General features: G+C 60.7%; 11 protein-coding genes and 2 riboswitches. Of the genes, 6 read left to right on the top strand and 5 right to left on the bottom strand.

Annotated features, from left to right (window positions below; translation table 11 throughout):
• Positions 1-181: 181 nt before the first annotated feature.
• Positions 182-3,955 carry a cobaltochelatase subunit CobN gene (gene cobN, locus ACYZT7_RS13730; RefSeq protein ID WP_462041428.1) on the bottom strand — a complete coding sequence of 1,258 codons (3,774 nt, stop codon included), beginning with the start codon at positions 3,953-3,955 and terminating at the stop codon, positions 182-184.
• A 3-nt stretch (positions 3,956-3,958) separates the two neighbouring features.
• A complete protein-coding gene (gene cobW, locus ACYZT7_RS13725) occupies positions 3,959-5,020 on the bottom strand; it encodes a cobalamin biosynthesis protein CobW (protein WP_149630175.1) in 1,062 nt (353 codons plus the stop codon).
• A gap of 102 nt (positions 5,021-5,122) precedes the next feature.
• A riboswitch (cobalamin riboswitch) is annotated at positions 5,123-5,335 on the bottom strand.
• A 178-nt stretch (positions 5,336-5,513) separates the two neighbouring features.
• A riboswitch (cobalamin riboswitch) is annotated at positions 5,514-5,742 on the top strand.
• Between the two features lie 120 nt (positions 5,743-5,862).
• On the opposite strand from cobW, the gene ACYZT7_RS13720 reads away from it, so the two are divergent.
• The 4 genes from ACYZT7_RS13720 to cobM all read left to right on the top strand — a co-directional run bounded on the left by ACYZT7_RS13720 (position 5,863) and on the right by cobM (position 8,025).
• Positions 5,863-6,066, top strand: a complete 204-nt coding sequence (locus ACYZT7_RS13720; protein WP_462041427.1) for a CbtB domain-containing protein — start codon at positions 5,863-5,865, stop codon at positions 6,064-6,066.
• An 11-nt stretch (positions 6,067-6,077) separates the two neighbouring features.
• Positions 6,078-6,785: a CbtA family protein gene (locus ACYZT7_RS13715; protein WP_462041426.1), complete on the top strand. Its 708-nt coding sequence runs from the start codon at positions 6,078-6,080 to the stop codon at positions 6,783-6,785.
• A complete protein-coding gene (locus ACYZT7_RS13710) occupies positions 6,782-7,195 on the top strand; it encodes a cobalamin biosynthesis protein (RefSeq protein WP_462041425.1) in 414 nt (137 codons plus the stop codon). Before ACYZT7_RS13715 ends, ACYZT7_RS13710 begins: the two co-directional genes overlap by 4 nt.
• An 83-nt stretch (positions 7,196-7,278) precedes the next feature.
• A complete protein-coding gene (cobM, locus tag ACYZT7_RS13705) occupies positions 7,279-8,025 on the top strand; it encodes a precorrin-4 C(11)-methyltransferase (protein WP_462041424.1) in 747 nt (248 codons plus the stop codon).
• Between the two features lie 62 nt (positions 8,026-8,087).
• On the opposite strand, the gene nfuA is transcribed toward cobM, so the two are convergent.
• Entirely contained in the window at positions 8,088-8,672 is a 585-nt protein-coding gene (nfuA, locus tag ACYZT7_RS13700; RefSeq protein ID WP_007898222.1) for a Fe-S biogenesis protein NfuA, read from the bottom strand.
• A gap of 238 nt (positions 8,673-8,910) precedes the next feature.
• Positions 8,911-11,208, bottom strand: a complete 2,298-nt coding sequence (locus ACYZT7_RS13695; RefSeq protein WP_462041423.1) for a fatty acid cis/trans isomerase — start codon at positions 11,206-11,208, stop codon at positions 8,911-8,913.
• Positions 11,209-11,362: 154 nt separating this feature from the next.
• Here ACYZT7_RS13695 and metH point away from each other — a divergent pair, with 154 nt between their 5' ends.
• Together metH and ACYZT7_RS13685 are read left to right on the top strand one after the other, a co-directional pair.
• Positions 11,363-15,073, top strand: a complete 3,711-nt coding sequence (gene metH, locus ACYZT7_RS13690) for a methionine synthase (protein ID WP_462041422.1) — start codon at positions 11,363-11,365, stop codon at positions 15,071-15,073.
• 91 nt (positions 15,074-15,164) lie between these two features.
• The gene (locus ACYZT7_RS13685) at positions 15,165-15,383 is read left to right on the top strand and encodes a DUF2970 domain-containing protein (RefSeq protein ID WP_438659021.1); all 219 of its coding nucleotides are present in this window, start codon (positions 15,165-15,167) and stop codon (positions 15,381-15,383) included.
• Here ACYZT7_RS13685 and ACYZT7_RS13680 read toward each other — a convergent pair.
• Positions 15,380-16,453: an ABC transporter substrate-binding protein gene (locus ACYZT7_RS13680; protein ID WP_462041421.1), complete on the bottom strand. Its 1,074-nt coding sequence runs from the start codon at positions 16,451-16,453 to the stop codon at positions 15,380-15,382. The two genes, ACYZT7_RS13685 and ACYZT7_RS13680, sit on opposite strands and share 4 nt — an antisense overlap.
• Positions 16,454-16,856: the final 403 nt, after the last annotated feature.

Genomic DNA, 16,856 nt, shown 5'->3' with positions numbered 1-16,856 from the left:
CTCCCCAAAGGGGCGAGGGGACTGATTGCGGTGACTATCAGAAATTCTGCGACCTGCGATTGCGAGTTGAACTCAGTTTCTGAAAACTACCGAGATCTGCTCCCTTTCCCCCTCTCCCCCGTGGGGAGAGGGTTGGGGTGAGGGGTGGATTTCAGGCTGTAAAAAAATACCGAAACAACCACTACCCCTCCTCCTCAATATCCAACAACAAATTCTCCAGCGCCTCCCGATACTCGCCCGGCTCCTTCCACATCCCCCGCTGCTGCGCCTCAAGCATCCGCTCGGTCATGTCACGCAACGCATGCGGATTATGCTCACGAACAAAATCCCGGGTCGCCGGGTCCAGCAAATACGCCTCCGCCAGCAACGCATACTGGTGATCGTCGATCAGTTGCGTGGTCGCGTCGAACGCAAAAACATTATCAACCGTCGCCGCCAGTTCAAACGCGCCTTTATAGCCGTGGCGCTTCACGCCGTCGATCCACTTCGGATTGGCTGCCCGTGAGCGAATCACCCGGTTCAGCTCTTCCTTCAACGTGCGGATCTTCGGCAGATCCGGCTGACTGTGATCGCCATGATAACTGGCCGCGGCTTCACCACTGAGGCTTTCCACCGCCGCGAGCATGCCGCCCTGGAACTGGTAATAGTCGTTGGAATCGAGCAAGTCGTGTTCACGGTTGTCCTGGTTTTGCAGCACGGCTTGCACTTGGCTCAGGCGCTGCGCGAACTGCTCTCGCGCCGCGGTACCTTCGTCAGAACCGCCGTAAGCGTAGCCGCCCCAGTTCAGATAAACCTCAGCCAGATCTTCGCGGCTTTGCCACAGACGACCCTCGATGGCGCCCTGCACGCCCGCGCCGTAAGCACCCGGTTTGGCGCCAAAGATGCGCCAACCGGCCTGACGCTTGGCTGCGTCTTCATCCAGCCCCGACTGCATCAACGCTTCGCGCTCGGCACGCACCTTGGCGGCCAAGGGGTTGAGGTCGTCCGGCTCGTCGAGGGCGGCGACCGCTTGCACGGCGGCATCGAACAGACGGATCAAGTTGGCAAAGGCATCGCGAAAGAATCCGGACACGCGCAAGGTCACGTCCACGCGCGGACGGTCCAGCAGGCTCAGCGGCAAAATTTCGAAGTCGTCGACCCGCTGACTGCCCGTCGCCCAGACTGGGCGCACGCCCATCAGCGCCATGGCCTGAGCGATGTCATCGCCGCCGGTGCGCATGGTCGCGGTGCCCCACACCGACAGGCCGAGTTGGCGCAGGTGATCGCCGTGGTCTTGCAGGTGTCGCTCAAGAATCAGGTTGGCCGACTGGAAACCGATGCGCCACGCGGTGGTGGTCGGCAGGTTACGCACGTCCACCGAGTAGAAGTTGCGCCCGGTCGGCAGCACGTCGAGTCGACCGCGACTCGGCGCACCACTGGGGCCGGCCGGCACGAAGCGGCCGCTGAGCGCGTCGAGCAGACCGCGCATTTCCGCCGGACCGCAGGCGTCCAGTCGTGGAGCGACTACTTCACGCAGGCTGTCGACGATGTCTTTCATCTCTGACCAGCCTGGCGCGTTCAGTTGCTCAATCTCAGTGTTCAGGGCTTGCTCAATCAGCTGTGTGGCGAACAGTTCCAGACGTTCGCGGGTATCACCTGCTGTGCGCCAGGCTTCATCGGTGAGGGTTTGCAGTTCAATCGGACGCGGCCCGGTCCAAGATTCGGCGAGCGCGCAATCCAGCGGATCGAAGCCCAGCGCGAACGCCTTGGCCAGCGCCCGCAGCAGACTTGATTGGGCGCCACGCCCATCGCCACGCGGAATACGCAGCAAGGCCAGCAAGGTGTCGATACGCAAACGCCCGGTCGGCGACTCGCCGAACACATGCAAACCATCGCGGATCTGCGACTCTTTCAAGTCGCACAAATACGTGTCCAGACGCGGCAACCAGATCGCCGCATCGGCATCACTGTCGAGCTTCTCGTCCAGTTGCAGTTCGCGGTCGATGTGCGTCTCGCGCACCAGTTGCAGGATGTCGCGCTGCAATTCCCGGGCACGGCGCGGATCGAGCAATTGCGCTTCGTAATACTCGTCGGCGAGTAATTCGAGGTTGCGCAACGGGCCGTAGGTTTCGGCACGTGTCAGCGGCGGCATCAGGTGATCGATGATCACTGCCTGGGTGCGGCGCTTGGCCTGGGCGCCCTCACCCGGGTCGTTGACGATGAACGGATAGATGTTCGGCAGCGGCCCGAGCAGCGCATCCGGCCAGCAATTCTCCGACAGCCCGACGCCCTTGCCCGGCAGCCATTCGAGGTTGCCGTGCTTGCCGACGTGGATCACGCCGTGGGCGCCGTAGGTGTTACGCAACCAGAAATAGAACGCCAGATAACCGTGAGGCGGCACCAGGTCCGGGTCGTGATACACCGCACTCGGGTCCACCTGATAACCCCGCGCCGGTTGAATGCCGACGAAGGTCAGGCCAAAACGTAGCCCTGCGATCATCATTCGCCCGCCACGGCACATCGGATCGCTTTGCGGCGTGCCCCAACGTTCCAGCACGGCTTGGCGATTGGACTCGGGCAAGGCGTTGAACATCAGGTTGTAGTCGTCCATCGCCAGGCTTTGCTGACATGGACGCTGGTCAAGGGTGTCGAGGTCGTTGCTGACACCACCGAGCAATTGCTGGATCAACGCGGTGCCAGTGTCCGGCAACTCCGCCGGTAGCGGATAACCTTCTTTATGCAGCGCACGCAGGATGTTCAGCGCGGCGGCGGGTGTGTCGAGGCCGACGCCGTTGCCAATACGCCCGTCGCGGGTCGGGTAGTTGGCGAGGATCAGGGCGATGCGTTTTTCAGCGTTGGGTACTCGCGTCAGATCAATCCAGCGCCGCGCCAGTTCGGCGACAAAATCCATGCGCTCCGGTTGTGGTCGATAGCAGACCACATCGGATTGACTGCGCTCGCTGCGCCAAGCCAGGTCCTTGAAGCTGATCGGTCGGCTGATGATTCGGCCATCCAGTTCCGGCAGCGCGATGTGCATCGCCAGATCACGCGGACCGAGGCCCTGTTCGCTGGCGCGCCAATCGGGTTCGTTGTCCTGGGCGCAGATCGCCTGGATCACCGGGATGTTGCGGCGAAACGGTCGCAGGTGCGGCGCTTCGGGGCTGGATTGCGCGAAACCGGTGGTATTGAGAATTACGCCGGCCTCGACTTCATCCAGCCAGTCCTCGACCACCGTCAGGCAGCCGGGCTCTTTCAAACTGGCCACGGCAATGGGCAACGGGTTCAACCCCGTCGCCTGCAAACGCTGACAGAAAACATCGATGAAACCGGTGTTCGCCGCTTGCAGATGCGAACGGTAAAACAGCACCGCCGCGACCGGTTGATCGGCCTGCCAATCGGCTTGCCAATCCTTCAGTTCAGCGGGGCTTTTGTGCGGGTGGTAGATCGCCGTGCGCGGCAGGGTTTGCGGCTCGGCCCAGGCGTAGTCGCGATCCAGCCAACGATTGGCGAGACAGCGGAAAAAATCCAGAGCATTGCTCATGCCGCCCTGACGCAGAAACTGCCAGAGTCGATCGCGGTCGCAGGCAGCCACCGTGCTCAGCTCGCTGAGTTCCGGGTCCGGGCGGTCATCGCCGGGCACCAGAATCAGTTGCACGCCGCGCTCCGACAGTTGCACCAGTTGCTCGACGCCGTAACGCCAATAGGCGATGCCACCGTGCAGCGAAATCAGTATCACCTTGGCATGGCGCAGCACTTCGTCGACATACAAGTCGACCGACGCGTGATTCTGCACCTGCATCGGGTTGGCCAGGCGCACGCTGGGGTAATCGTCGGGCAACTGCTGCGCCGCCTCGGCGAGCAGCGCGAGGCTTGAGTCGCCGCTGCACAGGATCACCAGCTCGGCGGGGGTTTGTCCAAGGTCGGCAATGTTGTCATCCGACACGAAACCGCCGGGCTGGGTCCTGAGCAGATGCATGGCTTAAACGCTGAGCGCAGCGCGCAATTGCGCTTCAAGCAGAGTGGCGTCCAGCTCCTGACCGATCAACACCAGACGCGTGGTGCGCGCTTCATCGGCGCCCCACTGACGGTCGAAGTGCTTGTCGAAACGTGTGCCCACGCCCTGAATCAGCAGGCGCATCGGTTTGTTCGGGATGGCGGCGAAACCTTTGACACGCAAGATGCCGTGTTGAACCACCAGTTGAGTCAGCGCGTCCAGCAGCAGGCTTTCGTCGGCTTGCGGCAGTTCGATGGAGATGGAGTCGAACGCATCGTGGTCGTGATCGTCTTCACCTTCATGGTGGTGATCATGATGGCTATGACGGCTGTCGATGTGTTCTTCAGAACCGGCGCCGAGGCCGATCAGCACGTCCAGTGGCAGACGACCACTGCTGGCCTCGATGACTTTCACGGCGGGCGGCAATTCTTCAGCGACTTCCAGGCGTACACGGGCCAGGTCTTCAGGGCTGATCAGGTCGGCCTTGTTGAGGATCACCAGGTCGGCGCTGGCCAGTTGGTCGGCGAACAGCTCGTGCAGTGGCGATTCGTGATCCAGGTTCGGGTCGAGTTTGCGCTGGGCATCGACCTGGTCCGGGAAAGCCGCGAAGGTGCCGGCGGCGACCGCTGGGCTGTCGACCACGGTGATGACCGCGTCAACGGTGCAGGCGCTGCGGATTTCCGGCCACTGGAAGGCTTGCACCAGCGGTTTTGGCAAGGCCAGGCCCGAGGTTTCGATAAGGATGTGGTCGAGGTCGCCGCGGCGGGCGACCAATTCGCGCATCACAGGGAAGAATTCTTCTTGAACGGTGCAGCACAGGCAGCCGTTGGCCAATTCATAAACGCGGCCGTTGGCTTCTTCTTCAGTGCAGCCGATGGAGCACTGCTTGAGGATTTCGCCGTCGATGCCCAGCTCGCCGAACTCGTTGACGATCACCGCAATACGACGGCCCTGAGCGTTGTCGAGCATGTGCCGCAGCAACGTGGTTTTGCCCGAGCCGAGGAAGCCGGTAACGATGGTGACGGGGAGTTTGGCCAGTGTTTTCATCGGATGCCCTTTGGCAAGGTGGCGGGCATATGGCACGACGACCGGCAACGCGGACGCGCGTGCCTGAAGAGTTCGCCACCGGATCACCCCGCCCGGTTGAAAGTGAGAATCTGTGTCGAGGCAGGTCTCCTGGCTGACGGCTTGCCAGTCGTTCGACTGACGTTGGCTGCGCCTTCCCGCGGGCCCGATAGACAGGGCTTGCAGTGGCGTGGCAGCCAAAAGAACCGTTCACAGTTGCGGGGGCAGCCGCGGCATCGACCGCGTTCCCTTCTTAGCTTCGGCAGACGCCGAAGAACCTCGAAAGCGCAAGGCTACGCATCGTGTGGGGGCGGGTCAATGTCTTGTGCCGACCTCCAGGGCGCCTTCGCGGGCAAGCCTCGCTCCTACAAGAGCGCCGCCGTCCTTGTAGGAGCGAGGCTTGCCCGCGAAGAAGTCACCTCGATCTCGAGTTGAGAACGCTTGCCAATTGACGCCCAACCCCCGCCCATGCTCTCCTACACGCCTTGTTACGGGTGCCCTTCACAGGGTGAAACGGGAAACCGGTGAATCATGTGCTTTACTCTAAAGTCATGTCAGTCCGGTGCTGCCCCCGCAACGGTAAGCGAGCGTAGCGTCAGATCCACTGTGCCAGCAGTTCGGCATGGGAAGGTGATGCTTGCAGGTCAAGGCGAAAGCCAGCGCCCCTCGTGAGCCCGGAGACCGGCCCGCAACACAAAGTGACCATTACGATCACTGAATAACAAACCCGCGGTGGGCGGGCGCTGTTTGAACCTCTGCGCGCCCGGCTCGCAGGGGTCTTCCATGCGCTCTATTCACCCGCTGACAGACCAGAGGGAAGCGCCATGTCGATCATCAGCAGTACCGGCAGCAACACCGATAAGAGCAGCGCCAGCACCACCACGACCCTGACTCAACGCCTGACCGCCGCTGTGTGTGCGTCGATCCTTGGTGCTAGCCTGGTGTATTTCGCCGGTTTCTCGCACATCGAAGCGGTGCACAATGCCGCGCACGATACCCGCCACAGCTCTGCATTCCCGTGCCATTGAGACCTGCTGACATGATCAAGCGTATTGCGCAAACCGCAGGGTTCACCGGGCTGCTGGCCGCCCTGTTGCTGACCCTGCTGCAAAGCTTCTGGGTGGCTCCGCTGATTCTGCAGGCCGAGACTTACGAAAAATCCGAGCCCGCCGCTGTTGCAGTTCACGAACACGCCGCGGGTGCTGTCGCCGCTCACACTCACGACGCCGAAGCCTGGGAACCGGAAGACGGCTGGCAGCGTGTGCTGTCCACCACGGGCGGCAACCTGGTGGTAGCGGTCGGTTTCGCCCTGATGCTTGCCGGTCTTTACACCTTGCGCGCACCGACTCGCACTTCCCAAGGCCTGCTCTGGGGCCTGGCCGGTTACGCGACGTTCGTGCTGGCACCGACCCTCGGTCTGCCGCCCGAGCTGCCGGGCACTGCCGCGGCTGATTTGGCGCAACGGCAGGTCTGGTGGATCGGCACGGCTGCCTCCACCGCGGTCGGCATCGCATTGATCGTGTTCAGCCGTCACTGGCTGATGAAAGTGCTCGGCGTGGCCATTCTGGCCGTTCCTCACGTGATCGGTGCACCACAACCGGAAGTCCATTCGATGCTGGCTCCAGAAACCCTGGAAGCTCAATTCAAAATCGCTTCGCAGCTGACCAACGTGGCATTCTGGCTGGCCCTGGGCCTGATCAGTGCCTGGTTGTTCCGCCGCAAAAGCGATGGTCAATACCACGCATGACTGAGATCAGCACAGCGCCGACTTTAGTGGTCGGCCTGGGCTGCCAGCGCGGCTGCCCTGTCAGCACGCTGCGGGCGCTGCTTGATCAGGCGTTACAGGCTCATAAAATCGAACTTCACCAGATCAAGGCCCTGGCCAGCATCGACCTGAAGCGCGAAGAACCTGGCTTGATCGAATTGGCCGAACAACTAGCACTCCCACTGATGTACTTCAGCAGCGAACAACTGGCCGGCTATCAACCGCAACTCAGCCACCGCTCGGACATCGCGTTCGAACGCACCGGCTGCTACGGCGTCGCGGAAAGTGCCGCCCTGGCCCTGGCCGAACACCTGACCCAGGCACCGGCAAAATTGCTGATTTCACGACAAAAATATGCCCAGGCCACCTTGGCATTGGCCGGCGCCGCCTAAAATCCTCGATAATCCCCGTCTTTGATCATGAGCAATCTTCATCTGAAGCCTTGCCCAGCCCCTTTTTCTCACAGGAACCGACGATGACCGTCTACTTCATTGGCGCAGGTCCCGGCGACCCGGAACTGATCACCGTCAAAGGCCAACGGCTGATTCGCAGCTGCCCGGTGATCATCTACGCCGGCTCCCTGGTGCCCGCCGCCGTGCTGGAAGGCCATCGCGCCGAACAGGTGGTCAACAGCGCCGAACTGCACCTGGAACAGATCATCGAGCTGATCAAATCTGCCCATGCCAAGGGCCAGGACGTGGCCCGGGTGCACTCTGGCGATCCAAGTCTTTATGGCGCCATTGGCGAGCAGATTCGCTACCTGCGCGAACTCGACATCCCTTTTGAAATTATTCCCGGTGTCACGGCCACGGCGGCCTGCGCGGCGCTTCTGGGCGCGGAACTGACGTTACCGGACGTGTCGCAAAGCGTGATCCTGACCCGCTACGCCGACAAGACCGCCATGCCCGCCGGCGAAGAACTGGGCAGCCTGGCACAGCATGGGGCGACCATGGCGATTCATCTGGGGGTCAATCATCTGGAGAAAATCCTGGTTGAATTGCTGCCGCACTACGGCGCGGACTGCCCGATCGCGGTGATTCACCGAGCGACCTGGCCGGATCAGGATTGGGTGGTGGGGACGCTTGAAGACATTGCCGCGAAAGTTGAAGCCAAGGGGTTTCGGCGCACGGCGTTGATTTTGGTGGGCCGAGTCTTGGGCAGTGTTCACTTCAGTGAGTCATCGCTGTACCGCGCTGGGCATGCGCATCTCTACAGACCCTAGGACCCATAAAAAAACGGCGCTCACGGGGCGCCGTTTTTTTATGTTTGCAGCGAACACCTTGCTTAGTAGTAGGCGTTTTCTTTCTGCGTGTGGTCGGTGACGTCACGAACACCCTTGAGCTCGGGAATGCGTTCGAGCAACGTGCGCTCGATGCCTTCGCGCAGGGTGACGTCTGCCTGGCCGCAGCCTTGGCAACCGCCGCCGAACTTCAGTACGGCGATGCCGTCTTCGACCACATCGATCAGGCTGACCTGACCGCCGTGGCTGGCCAGCCCCGGGTTGATCTCGGTTTGCAGGTAGTAGTTGATGCGCTCGTTGACCGGGCTGTCGGCGTTGACCATCGGGACTTTGGCGTTTGGCGCCTTGATGGTCAGCTGGCCGCCCATGCGGTCGGTGGCGTAGTCGACTACCGCGTCGTCCAGGAAAGCTTCGCTGAACGAGTCGATGTAAGCGGTGAAGCTTTTCAGCCCCAGCGCCGTGTCTTCAGGTTTTTCTTCGCCCGGCTTGCAGTAGGCAATACAGGTTTCGGCGTACTGAGTGCCAGGCTGGGTGATAAAAACGCGGATGCCGATGCCTGGGGTGTTCTGCTTGGAGAGCAGATCAGCCAGATAATCGTGGGCGGCGTCGGTAATGGTAATAGCGGTCATGGAAACTCCTCGCAGGCTTGGGCGCAGTTTACGCCAATCATCGCGCCGCACAAAGTCCTAGTATTTTTGTCGGGAAAGATGCGCCTGTCGATGAACATCTGATCACCGCAACCCCTGTAGGAGCGAAGCTTGCTCGCGAAAGCGGTCTGATAGTTGACATCTATGCTGAATGTCAGCCCCCTTTCGCGAGCAAGCTTCGCTCCTACAGGGGTTCGGCGGTGCGTGTTCAGGCTTTCAATCAAAGATTCTCGTACCGGTTCATGTCCAGCACGCCCTCTTCCACCGGATCGGTCTCGTGGACGTACTGGCTCAGGTCATGAAAGTAAAACCAGAACTGCGGATGGCTGCGGCGAATGCCCCAGCGCTCGACGATTTTTTCGAAGCGATGGGCGTCCTTGGCGTTTTCCATGGCATCCACGAATGCCGGCACTTGCTCGGCCGGGATGTTGAACATGAAGTTCGGATAGCTGCTGAGTACGCCCGGGTAAACAGTCACGGTGTCGAGCCCTGGCTGATACCGCAGCGATTCACCGAGCAGGAACGCCACGTTACTGTGCGCGCGGTTGCGCAGCAGGCTGTAAACCTCGCGTTTGCCGCTCTGGGTTTCAATGCGCAGCAGGGTCGCCTCCGGCAACTGATCAATGACCCTCAATCCGGCCGCCGGACGCGAAGTCAGTCGACTCAACGCCTGCTCGGCGCTCTGCAATGCCGGATCGATGTTCGGCCGCGAGCAATAAGCGCCGTCACACCGGTTGATCGGATCAGGCTTGGCGTTGAGGTCGCCGTAACGGGCCAGCATCTGCATGACGAAATCGCGTTTCGGGTCCTTTTCGTCCAGCACCAGCGCCGTCTCTTTGTCGTTATCGATGGACTCGTAGTCCATCCACATCTTGAATTTTCCGCCGCTCTGGTACCAATCGTCGAGGTAATCATCCCGCGAATCGGCGGGCATCAGACGCAAGAAGTTTTGCTCGGCGCCGTTGCGGATCAGGTCGAAGTACAGGCGCGTTTGCGCCTGATGGGAGACGTTGCCGAACACGTCGAAGTTAACCGCCAACTGGTAGTAAGTGCGCTCCAGCAGCGGGAAGTCGAACAGCCACATCGTTTGTGGCACGTCACCAATCAGGCCCTTGTTCACCGAGGCGCTGTCGAAATGCCGGAAAATGCTCAGCAGCGCGTTGTCGTTGCCGGCCCACAAGGTCGACCAGCTCGGGGCAGGCGTATCGGCGTAACTGTCACGGCGCAGCGCCTCGTACTCGTTACGCTTGTTGCGGTAGTCATGCCACAGGCTCAGGACACTGCCGACATCATCGTTCTGCCCCGGCATCGCCAGCAACGGCGTGGCCTGACCGCGATACTTCGGATCGATGATGTAGAGGTCGTGCTCTGGCGCCTGGAACAGTGCCCAGAAGTTATCGCGGATCACGTCGGTGGCGATCTGGCCGCGGCACACCGGGCCGCGAATGAAGGTACGCACGAAGTATTCGGCATTATCGAGCATGAACTGATAACGCGCCTGGGCCGGGATCGCCTCGAACGTGCTGAACGGATTGGCCCGACGCTCCGGCCCATAGCCTGGCAACGCGTCGACCTGCCAGTTGCCGTTGTAGAAGAGGCTTTTGATCCGCGCCATCTTCGCCGCGCTCAACGGGTAGGTGATGTGGGTCTTTTGCACAATCACGCCTTGCACCGGCCACAAGCGGTAATACACCTGAGTACCCGGATCGTCATTCGGGCGGCGTGTGTTGATCAGATCGATCGGCTGGCCGGTCGGCGTGCGTGAACGTACCCACTGAAAGAAATGCCCCGGCTCGCCGTCTTTGAAATAAAGATGAGCGAGAAACCAATGTTCGAACAACCAGCGCCCCACAAGGCTTTGCCGTGCGCCCGGTGCGTTGAGCAGGTTTTCCCACTGCACCACCTGCAACGCTTCTTTGGCGCTCGGCACAAGGCCTTGCTCGTCAATCGGCGCGCCGGACGCCAGCCAGCGTTGCAGCGTCTGGTATTGCTGGTCGGTCAGGCCGGTGACCGCCAACGGCATGCCCTCTTGGGGGTGTGAACGGGCGTAGCCGTCGAACTCGGCCGGCATGGCGCACCTGTTTTCCCGGCTCAGACCGAGGACGATGTCTTCCGGCAACCTGGCATTGGGTTGCAATGGGGTTTTGTGGCCCTGCTCCAGCATCCGCGCCATCAGCGATGCTTGGCTGCCTTGAGCATTGAGCACCGAATAGAAGTCCTTTTGCTGCCAGGCACGTTTGCCGAAAGCGTCATAAAACAGCCGGGTCGGCGCGGCAGCCTGGCGGCGTTCGCCGTCGTAGACCGGGGTCTTGGTCGCGCCCCGAGCAGCCCCTTCGCCACTGCCCAGATTGAGCTGACAGGCGGCGTCATAGCAGGCGTGGCAGGCCACACACTTTTCGGTGAAGATCGGTTGGATGTCGCGGCTGTAAGAAATCACAGAGGAAATCGCCGGACCTTGCGCGATGGCATCCCAGCTTAAAAGCAGCATAAACAGGCTGGTGATGACGCGATTCGACATGTCCCAGGTCCCAATCATGAAAAGCGCCGCGATTCTACCGGTCTGTCCCCCACACCATCATGAGCGATATTCATGAAAAACCGGGACATGCTCTAAAACCACGCAGGTTTGCTATTATCCCGCCCCTTCGTCATGGTCTTTCCGAGTAGTCCAAATGTCCGATCGCAGTGTTCGCCTTCAAGCTCTCAAGCACGCCCTCAAAGAGCGCATCCTGATTCTCGATGGCGGCATGGGCACGATGATCCAGAGCTACAAGCTCGAGGAGCAGGATTACCGGGGCAAACGCTTCGCCGACTGGCCAAGTGACGTCAAGGGCAACAACGACCTGTTGATCCTGACGCGCCCGGACGTGATTGGCGCCATCGAGAAAGCCTACCTGGATGCCGGCGCCGACATTCTGGAAACCAACACTTTCAACGCCACTCAGGTTTCCCTGGCCGACTACGGCATGCAGGGCCTGGCGTACGAGTTAAACGTAGAAGGCGCTCGGCTGGCGCGCAAGGTGGCCGATGCCAAGACCCTGGAAACCCCGGACAAGCCGCGTTTCGTCGCCGGCGTGATCGGGCCGACCAGCCGCACCTGCTCGCTGTCGCCGGACGTGAATAACCCCGGCTACCGCAACGTGACCTTCGATGAACTGGTGGAAAACTACACCGAGGCCACCAAAGGCCTGATCGAAGGCGGCGCCGACCTGATCCTGATCGAAACCATTTTCGACACCCTGAACGCCAAAGCCGCGATCTTCGCCGTGCAAGGGGTGTTCGAAGAGTTGGGCATCGAACTGCCGATCATGATTTCCGGCACCATCACCGACGCCTCCGGCCGTACACTTTCCGGCCAGACCACCGAAGCGTTCTGGAACTCCGTAGCCCACGCCAAGCCGATTTCGGTCGGTCTGAACTGCGCCCTCGGCGCCAGCGAATTGCGCCCGTACCTGGAAGAGCTGTCGAACAAGGCCAGCACCCACGTGTCGGCGCATCCGAACGCCGGCCTGCCGAACGAATTCGGCGAGTACGACGAGCTGCCATCAGAAACCGCCAAAGTCATCGAAGAGTTCGCCCAAAGCGGCTTCCTCAACATCGTTGGCGGCTGCTGCGGCACCACGCCGGGCCACATCGAAGCCATCGCCAAAGCGGTGGCCGGTTACGCACCGCGCGAGATTCCGGAGATTCCCAAGGCCTGCCGCCTCTCGGGTCTGGAGCCGTTCACCATCGATCGCAACTCGTTGTTCATCAACGTCGGCGAGCGCACTAACATCACCGGTTCGGCCAAGTTTGCGCGGCTGATCCGTGAAGACAACTACACCGAAGCCCTGGAAGTCGCCCTGCAGCAGGTCGAAGCCGGTGCCCAGGTGATCGACATCAACATGGACGAAGGGATGCTCGATTCGAAGAAGGCCATGGTGACCTTCCTCAATCTGATTGCCGGTGAGCCGGACATCTCCCGCGTGCCGATCATGATCGATTCCTCCAAATGGGAAGTGATCGAAGCCGGCCTCAAATGCATTCAGGGCAAGGGCATCGTCAACTCGATCAGCATGAAGGAAGGCGTCGAGCAGTTCATTCACCACGCCAAACTGTGCAAGCGCTATGGCGCCGCCGTGGTGGTGATGGCCTTCGACGAAGCCGGACAGGCCGACACCGAAGCGCGCAAAAAAGAGATCTGCAAGCGCTCCTACGACATTCTGGTCAACGAAGTTGGCTTCCCGCCGGAAGACATCATCTTCGACCCGAACATCTTCGCCATCGCCACCGGCATCGAAGAACACAACAATTACGCTGTGGACTTCATCAACGCCTGTGCCTACATCCGCGACGAGCTGCCGTATGCGCTGACCTCCGGCGGCGTGTCCAACGTATCGTTCTCGTTCCGTGGCAACAACCCGGTGCGCGAGGCGATTCACTCGGTGTTCCTGCTGTACGCGATCCGCAACGGCCTGACCATGGGTATCGTCAACGCCGGCCAACTTGAGATCTACGACCAGATCCCGGCCGAACTGCGTGACGCCGTGGAAGACGTGGTGCTCAACCGCACCCCGGAAGGCACCGACGCCCTGCTCGCCATCGCCGACAAGTACAAGGGCGACGGCAGCGTCAAGGAAGCCGAGACCGAAGAGTGGCGCGGCTGGCCCGTCAACAAACGTCTGGAGCATGCACTGGTCAAGGGCATCACCACGCACATCGTTGAAGACACTGAAGAATCCCGCCAGTCGTTCACCCGGCCGATCGAAGTCATCGAAGGCCCGCTGATGTCCGGCATGAACATCGTCGGCGACCTGTTCGGCGCCGGCAAAATGTTCCTGCCGCAGGTGGTGAAATCCGCCCGCGTGATGAAGCAGGCTGTGGCCCACTTGATCCCGTTCATCGAACTGGAAAAAGGCGACAAGCCGGAAGCCAAGGGCAAGATCCTCATGGCCACGGTCAAGGGTGACGTGCACGACATCGGCAAGAACATCGTCGGCGTGGTGCTGGGCTGTAACGGCTACGACATCGTCGACCTCGGCGTGATGGTGCCAGCAGAGAAGATTCTGCAAGTGGCCAAGGAGCAGAAGTGCGACATCATCGGCCTGTCCGGCCTGATCACGCCTTCGCTGGACGAAATGGTCCACGTGGCCCGTGAGATGCAGCGTCAGGACTTCCATCTGCCGCTGATGATCGGTGGCGCGACCACCTCCAAGGCGCACACCGCGGTGAAGATCGAGCCCAAGTACAGCAACGACGCGGTGATCTACGTCACCGACGCCTCTCGCGCCGTGGGCGTGGCGACACAGTTGCTGTCCAAGGAATTGAAGCCGGCCTTCATCGAGAAGACCCGCCTGGAATACATCGAAGTCCGCGAGCGCACCGCCAACCGCAGCGCCCGCACCGAACGCCTGAGCTATCCGGCGTCCATCGCCAAGAAACCGCAGTTCGACTGGAGCACGTATGAGCCGGTCAAACCGACGTTCACCGGTGCCAAGGTGCTGGAGAACATCGACCTGAAGGTCTTGGCCGAATACATCGACTGGACGCCGTTCTTTATCTCCTGGGACCTGGCCGGCAAATTCCCGCGCATCCTCACGGATGAAGTGGTCGGTGAAGCCGCCACGGCGTTGTACGCCGACGCCCAGGAAATGCTTGCCAAACTGATCGACGAGAAACTCATCAGCGCCCGCGCGGTGTTCGGCTTCTGGCCGGCCAACCAGGTGCGCGAAGATGACATTGAAGTCTATGGCGATGACGGCAAGCCGATTGCCAAGCTGCATCACCTGCGCCAGCAGATCATCAAGACCGACGGCAAGCCGAACTTCTCCCTGGCGGACTTCGTGGCACCGAAGGACAGCGAACTCACCGACTACGTGGGTGGTTTCATCACCACCGCCGGGATCGGCGCCGAGGAAGTGGCCAAGGCCTATCAAGATGCTGGCGACGACTACAACTCGATCATGGTCAAGGCACTGGCCGACCGCTTGGCCGAGGCTTGCGCCGAGTGGCTGCACCAACAGGTCCGTAAAGACTACTGGGGTTACGCCAAGGACGAGACGCTCGACAACGAGGCGCTGATCAAAGAACAGTACACCGGCATCCGCCCTGCCCCAGGCTACCCGGCCTGCCCGGATCACACCGAGAAATCCACGCTGTTCAAGTTGCTGGACCCTGAGGCCTCGGAAATGAAAGCCGGCCGCAGCGGCGTGTTCCTTACCGAGCACTACGCCATGTTCCCGGCGGCAGCGGTCAGCGGTTGGTACTTCGCTCACCCGCAGGCGCAATACTTTGCCGTGGGCAAGATCGACAAGGATCAGGTGCAGAGCTACACCTCGCGCAAGGGTCAGGAATTGAGCGTGACCGAGCGGTGGTTGGCGCCGAACCTGGGTTACGACAACTGATCCCCCTCCTCCGATCGCTCCCACGCTGCGTGGGAACGATCTATACGACATTGTCTATGCTTACGGCTCACACATACGTGACGAGGGGTTTATGGACGATCCAGTCGACAACAAACCGCCGACGTTCTGGCAGATGCTGCACAGCGTCATGGCGGCGGCGTTCGGCGTGCAGAGCGGGAAAAACCGTGCTCGGGACTTCACGCACGGCAAGCCGAGTCATTTCGTGATTCTGGGGATTCTGTTCACCGCGGTGTTCGCCCTGACCCTGTTCGGCATCGTGCAACTGGTAGTGCACCTGGCCGGGGTTTAGCGCATCAAGGTTTGCAGGCTGAACGGATAGCGATACGACGTCGGCCGGCCCTTGGCTGAAAGACGACGGAAGTTCACACCGTAATCCGGTGATGCACCCTTGGCCAGCAATCGCTTGGCCTGTGCCTTGTCGATCAGTTGCAACAACGGGATCTGCCGGTCACGGCCGCCGTACTGGCGCAGATCCACGCCCTGCTCAAGATCATGCAACTCCACCAGTGCCCAGCCGCCCAACGTGAAGTGCCCGCCCAACAACACGCTTATGCGTCCGTCGACCGTCGCCTGCAACGCTGCTGGCGAGGTGTTGACCGCACTGAACAACGCATCCTTGCCGGGTACCCCGCCCGCCTCCGAATACGCCTGCATGGCGCCAAACGCCATTTCGTCATTGGCTGACCACACCAGCGAGACCTTCGGGTACCGCCGAAACAGCAGCGTCGCCTGTTCATACGCCCGATCCCGGGTCCAGCCGCTATAAACCAGTTGGCGCAAGCGCACTTCAGGGTGCTCGGCCAAGGCCCGCATCATGCCTTGCTCGCGCAGTTGCGCCGACGGTGTGATCTTCAGGCCGGAAAACGCCAGCAACTCGATGACCTGACCGGGTGCCGCGGGCGGATGCTGGCGAATCAGTTCCTTGAGCATCAGGTAGCCGCCCTCTTCATCGTTGGGCACCAGGCTGCCCAACTGATCAGAGCGATCCCCCAGCAGACTCAGCTGATTGGCCGTCAGCGCAGCGTTGACCATGAACAGCTTTACCCCGCTGCCCTCGGCCAGACGCAGGATTTGCGGTGCAACGTACTGTTCGTTGACGAAAACCAGATAGTCCGGACGATTGTCACCCTGCAGCGCCAGGCGGGCTTGCGCCAGCGTGAGCTCAGGCATGCGCCGGGAATAGAGAATTCGCAGATCTATGCCCAGGTCCGTGGCTGCCGCCTGCATGAATTGCGAATAGCTGACCCAGAACGCTTCGTCAGTCTTCCCGGGATTCAGAAACAGCACCGATTCCGCGCGCGCACCGGGTCCGTAAACCGCGCCGCACATCAGCAGGAATGAGTAGAAAAACTTCAACATTGATCGTCCGGGCCCCTCGGCAATTCGCCGGGCAGTATAGCCAGCGAAGTCCCGTAAAACGGCGTTTATTCGGGGTATTGTCCGACAATCGTCGGAATCGGGCCCGGACGGGGTCGGTTATTGATGGCTGACCCAGAATACCGCTGTGCCCACGAACAGAATGATCAGGAACAGAATGGCCCAAGCATCGACTGTGCTATCAGGTTTTGACGTTTTGGTAGGGTTGCTCATTGCATCGCCTCTTGTCGGTTTTATCGGTGATTGCATAAAGACTCGAGCACAGTTAAGACGATGATTGCCCGCACCACAAATGTGGGTTTTACATCAACGAGTCTCATTAGTCGTTTTGGTTCTTTACATATACTCAAACATCACTTTTGCGCATAACTGCAAACTGGTATCT

The organism is Pseudomonas sp. RT4P38, assembly GCF_054897765.1.
The sequence above is the reverse complement of the archived record's forward strand: the minus strand, read 5'-3'. Positions and strand labels throughout refer to the sequence as shown.

Coding starts and splice junctions, on each gene's coding strand:
- cobN (WP_462041428.1), bottom strand. CDS start 3,955: ATGCATCTGCTCAGGACCCAGCCCGGCGGTTTCGTGTCGGATGACAAC.
- nfuA (WP_007898222.1), bottom strand. CDS start 8,672: ATGACCGCTATTACCATTACCGACGCCGCCCACGATTATCTGGCTGAT.
- ACYZT7_RS13680 (WP_462041421.1), bottom strand. CDS start 16,453: ATGTTGAAGTTTTTCTACTCATTCCTGCTGATGTGCGGCGCGGTTTAC.
- ACYZT7_RS13695 (WP_462041423.1), bottom strand. CDS start 11,208: ATGTCGAATCGCGTCATCACCAGCCTGTTTATGCTGCTTTTAAGCTGG.
- metH (WP_462041422.1), top strand. CDS start 11,363: ATGTCCGATCGCAGTGTTCGCCTTCAAGCTCTCAAGCACGCCCTCAAA.
- cobW (WP_149630175.1), bottom strand. CDS start 5,020: ATGAAAACACTGGCCAAACTCCCCGTCACCATCGTTACCGGCTTCCTC.
- ACYZT7_RS13685 (WP_438659021.1), top strand. CDS start 15,165: ATGGACGATCCAGTCGACAACAAACCGCCGACGTTCTGGCAGATGCTG.
- cobM (WP_462041424.1), top strand. CDS start 7,279: ATGACCGTCTACTTCATTGGCGCAGGTCCCGGCGACCCGGAACTGATC.
- ACYZT7_RS13720 (WP_462041427.1), top strand. CDS start 5,863: ATGTCGATCATCAGCAGTACCGGCAGCAACACCGATAAGAGCAGCGCC.
- ACYZT7_RS13710 (WP_462041425.1), top strand. CDS start 6,782: ATGACTGAGATCAGCACAGCGCCGACTTTAGTGGTCGGCCTGGGCTGC.
- ACYZT7_RS13715 (WP_462041426.1), top strand. CDS start 6,078: ATGATCAAGCGTATTGCGCAAACCGCAGGGTTCACCGGGCTGCTGGCC.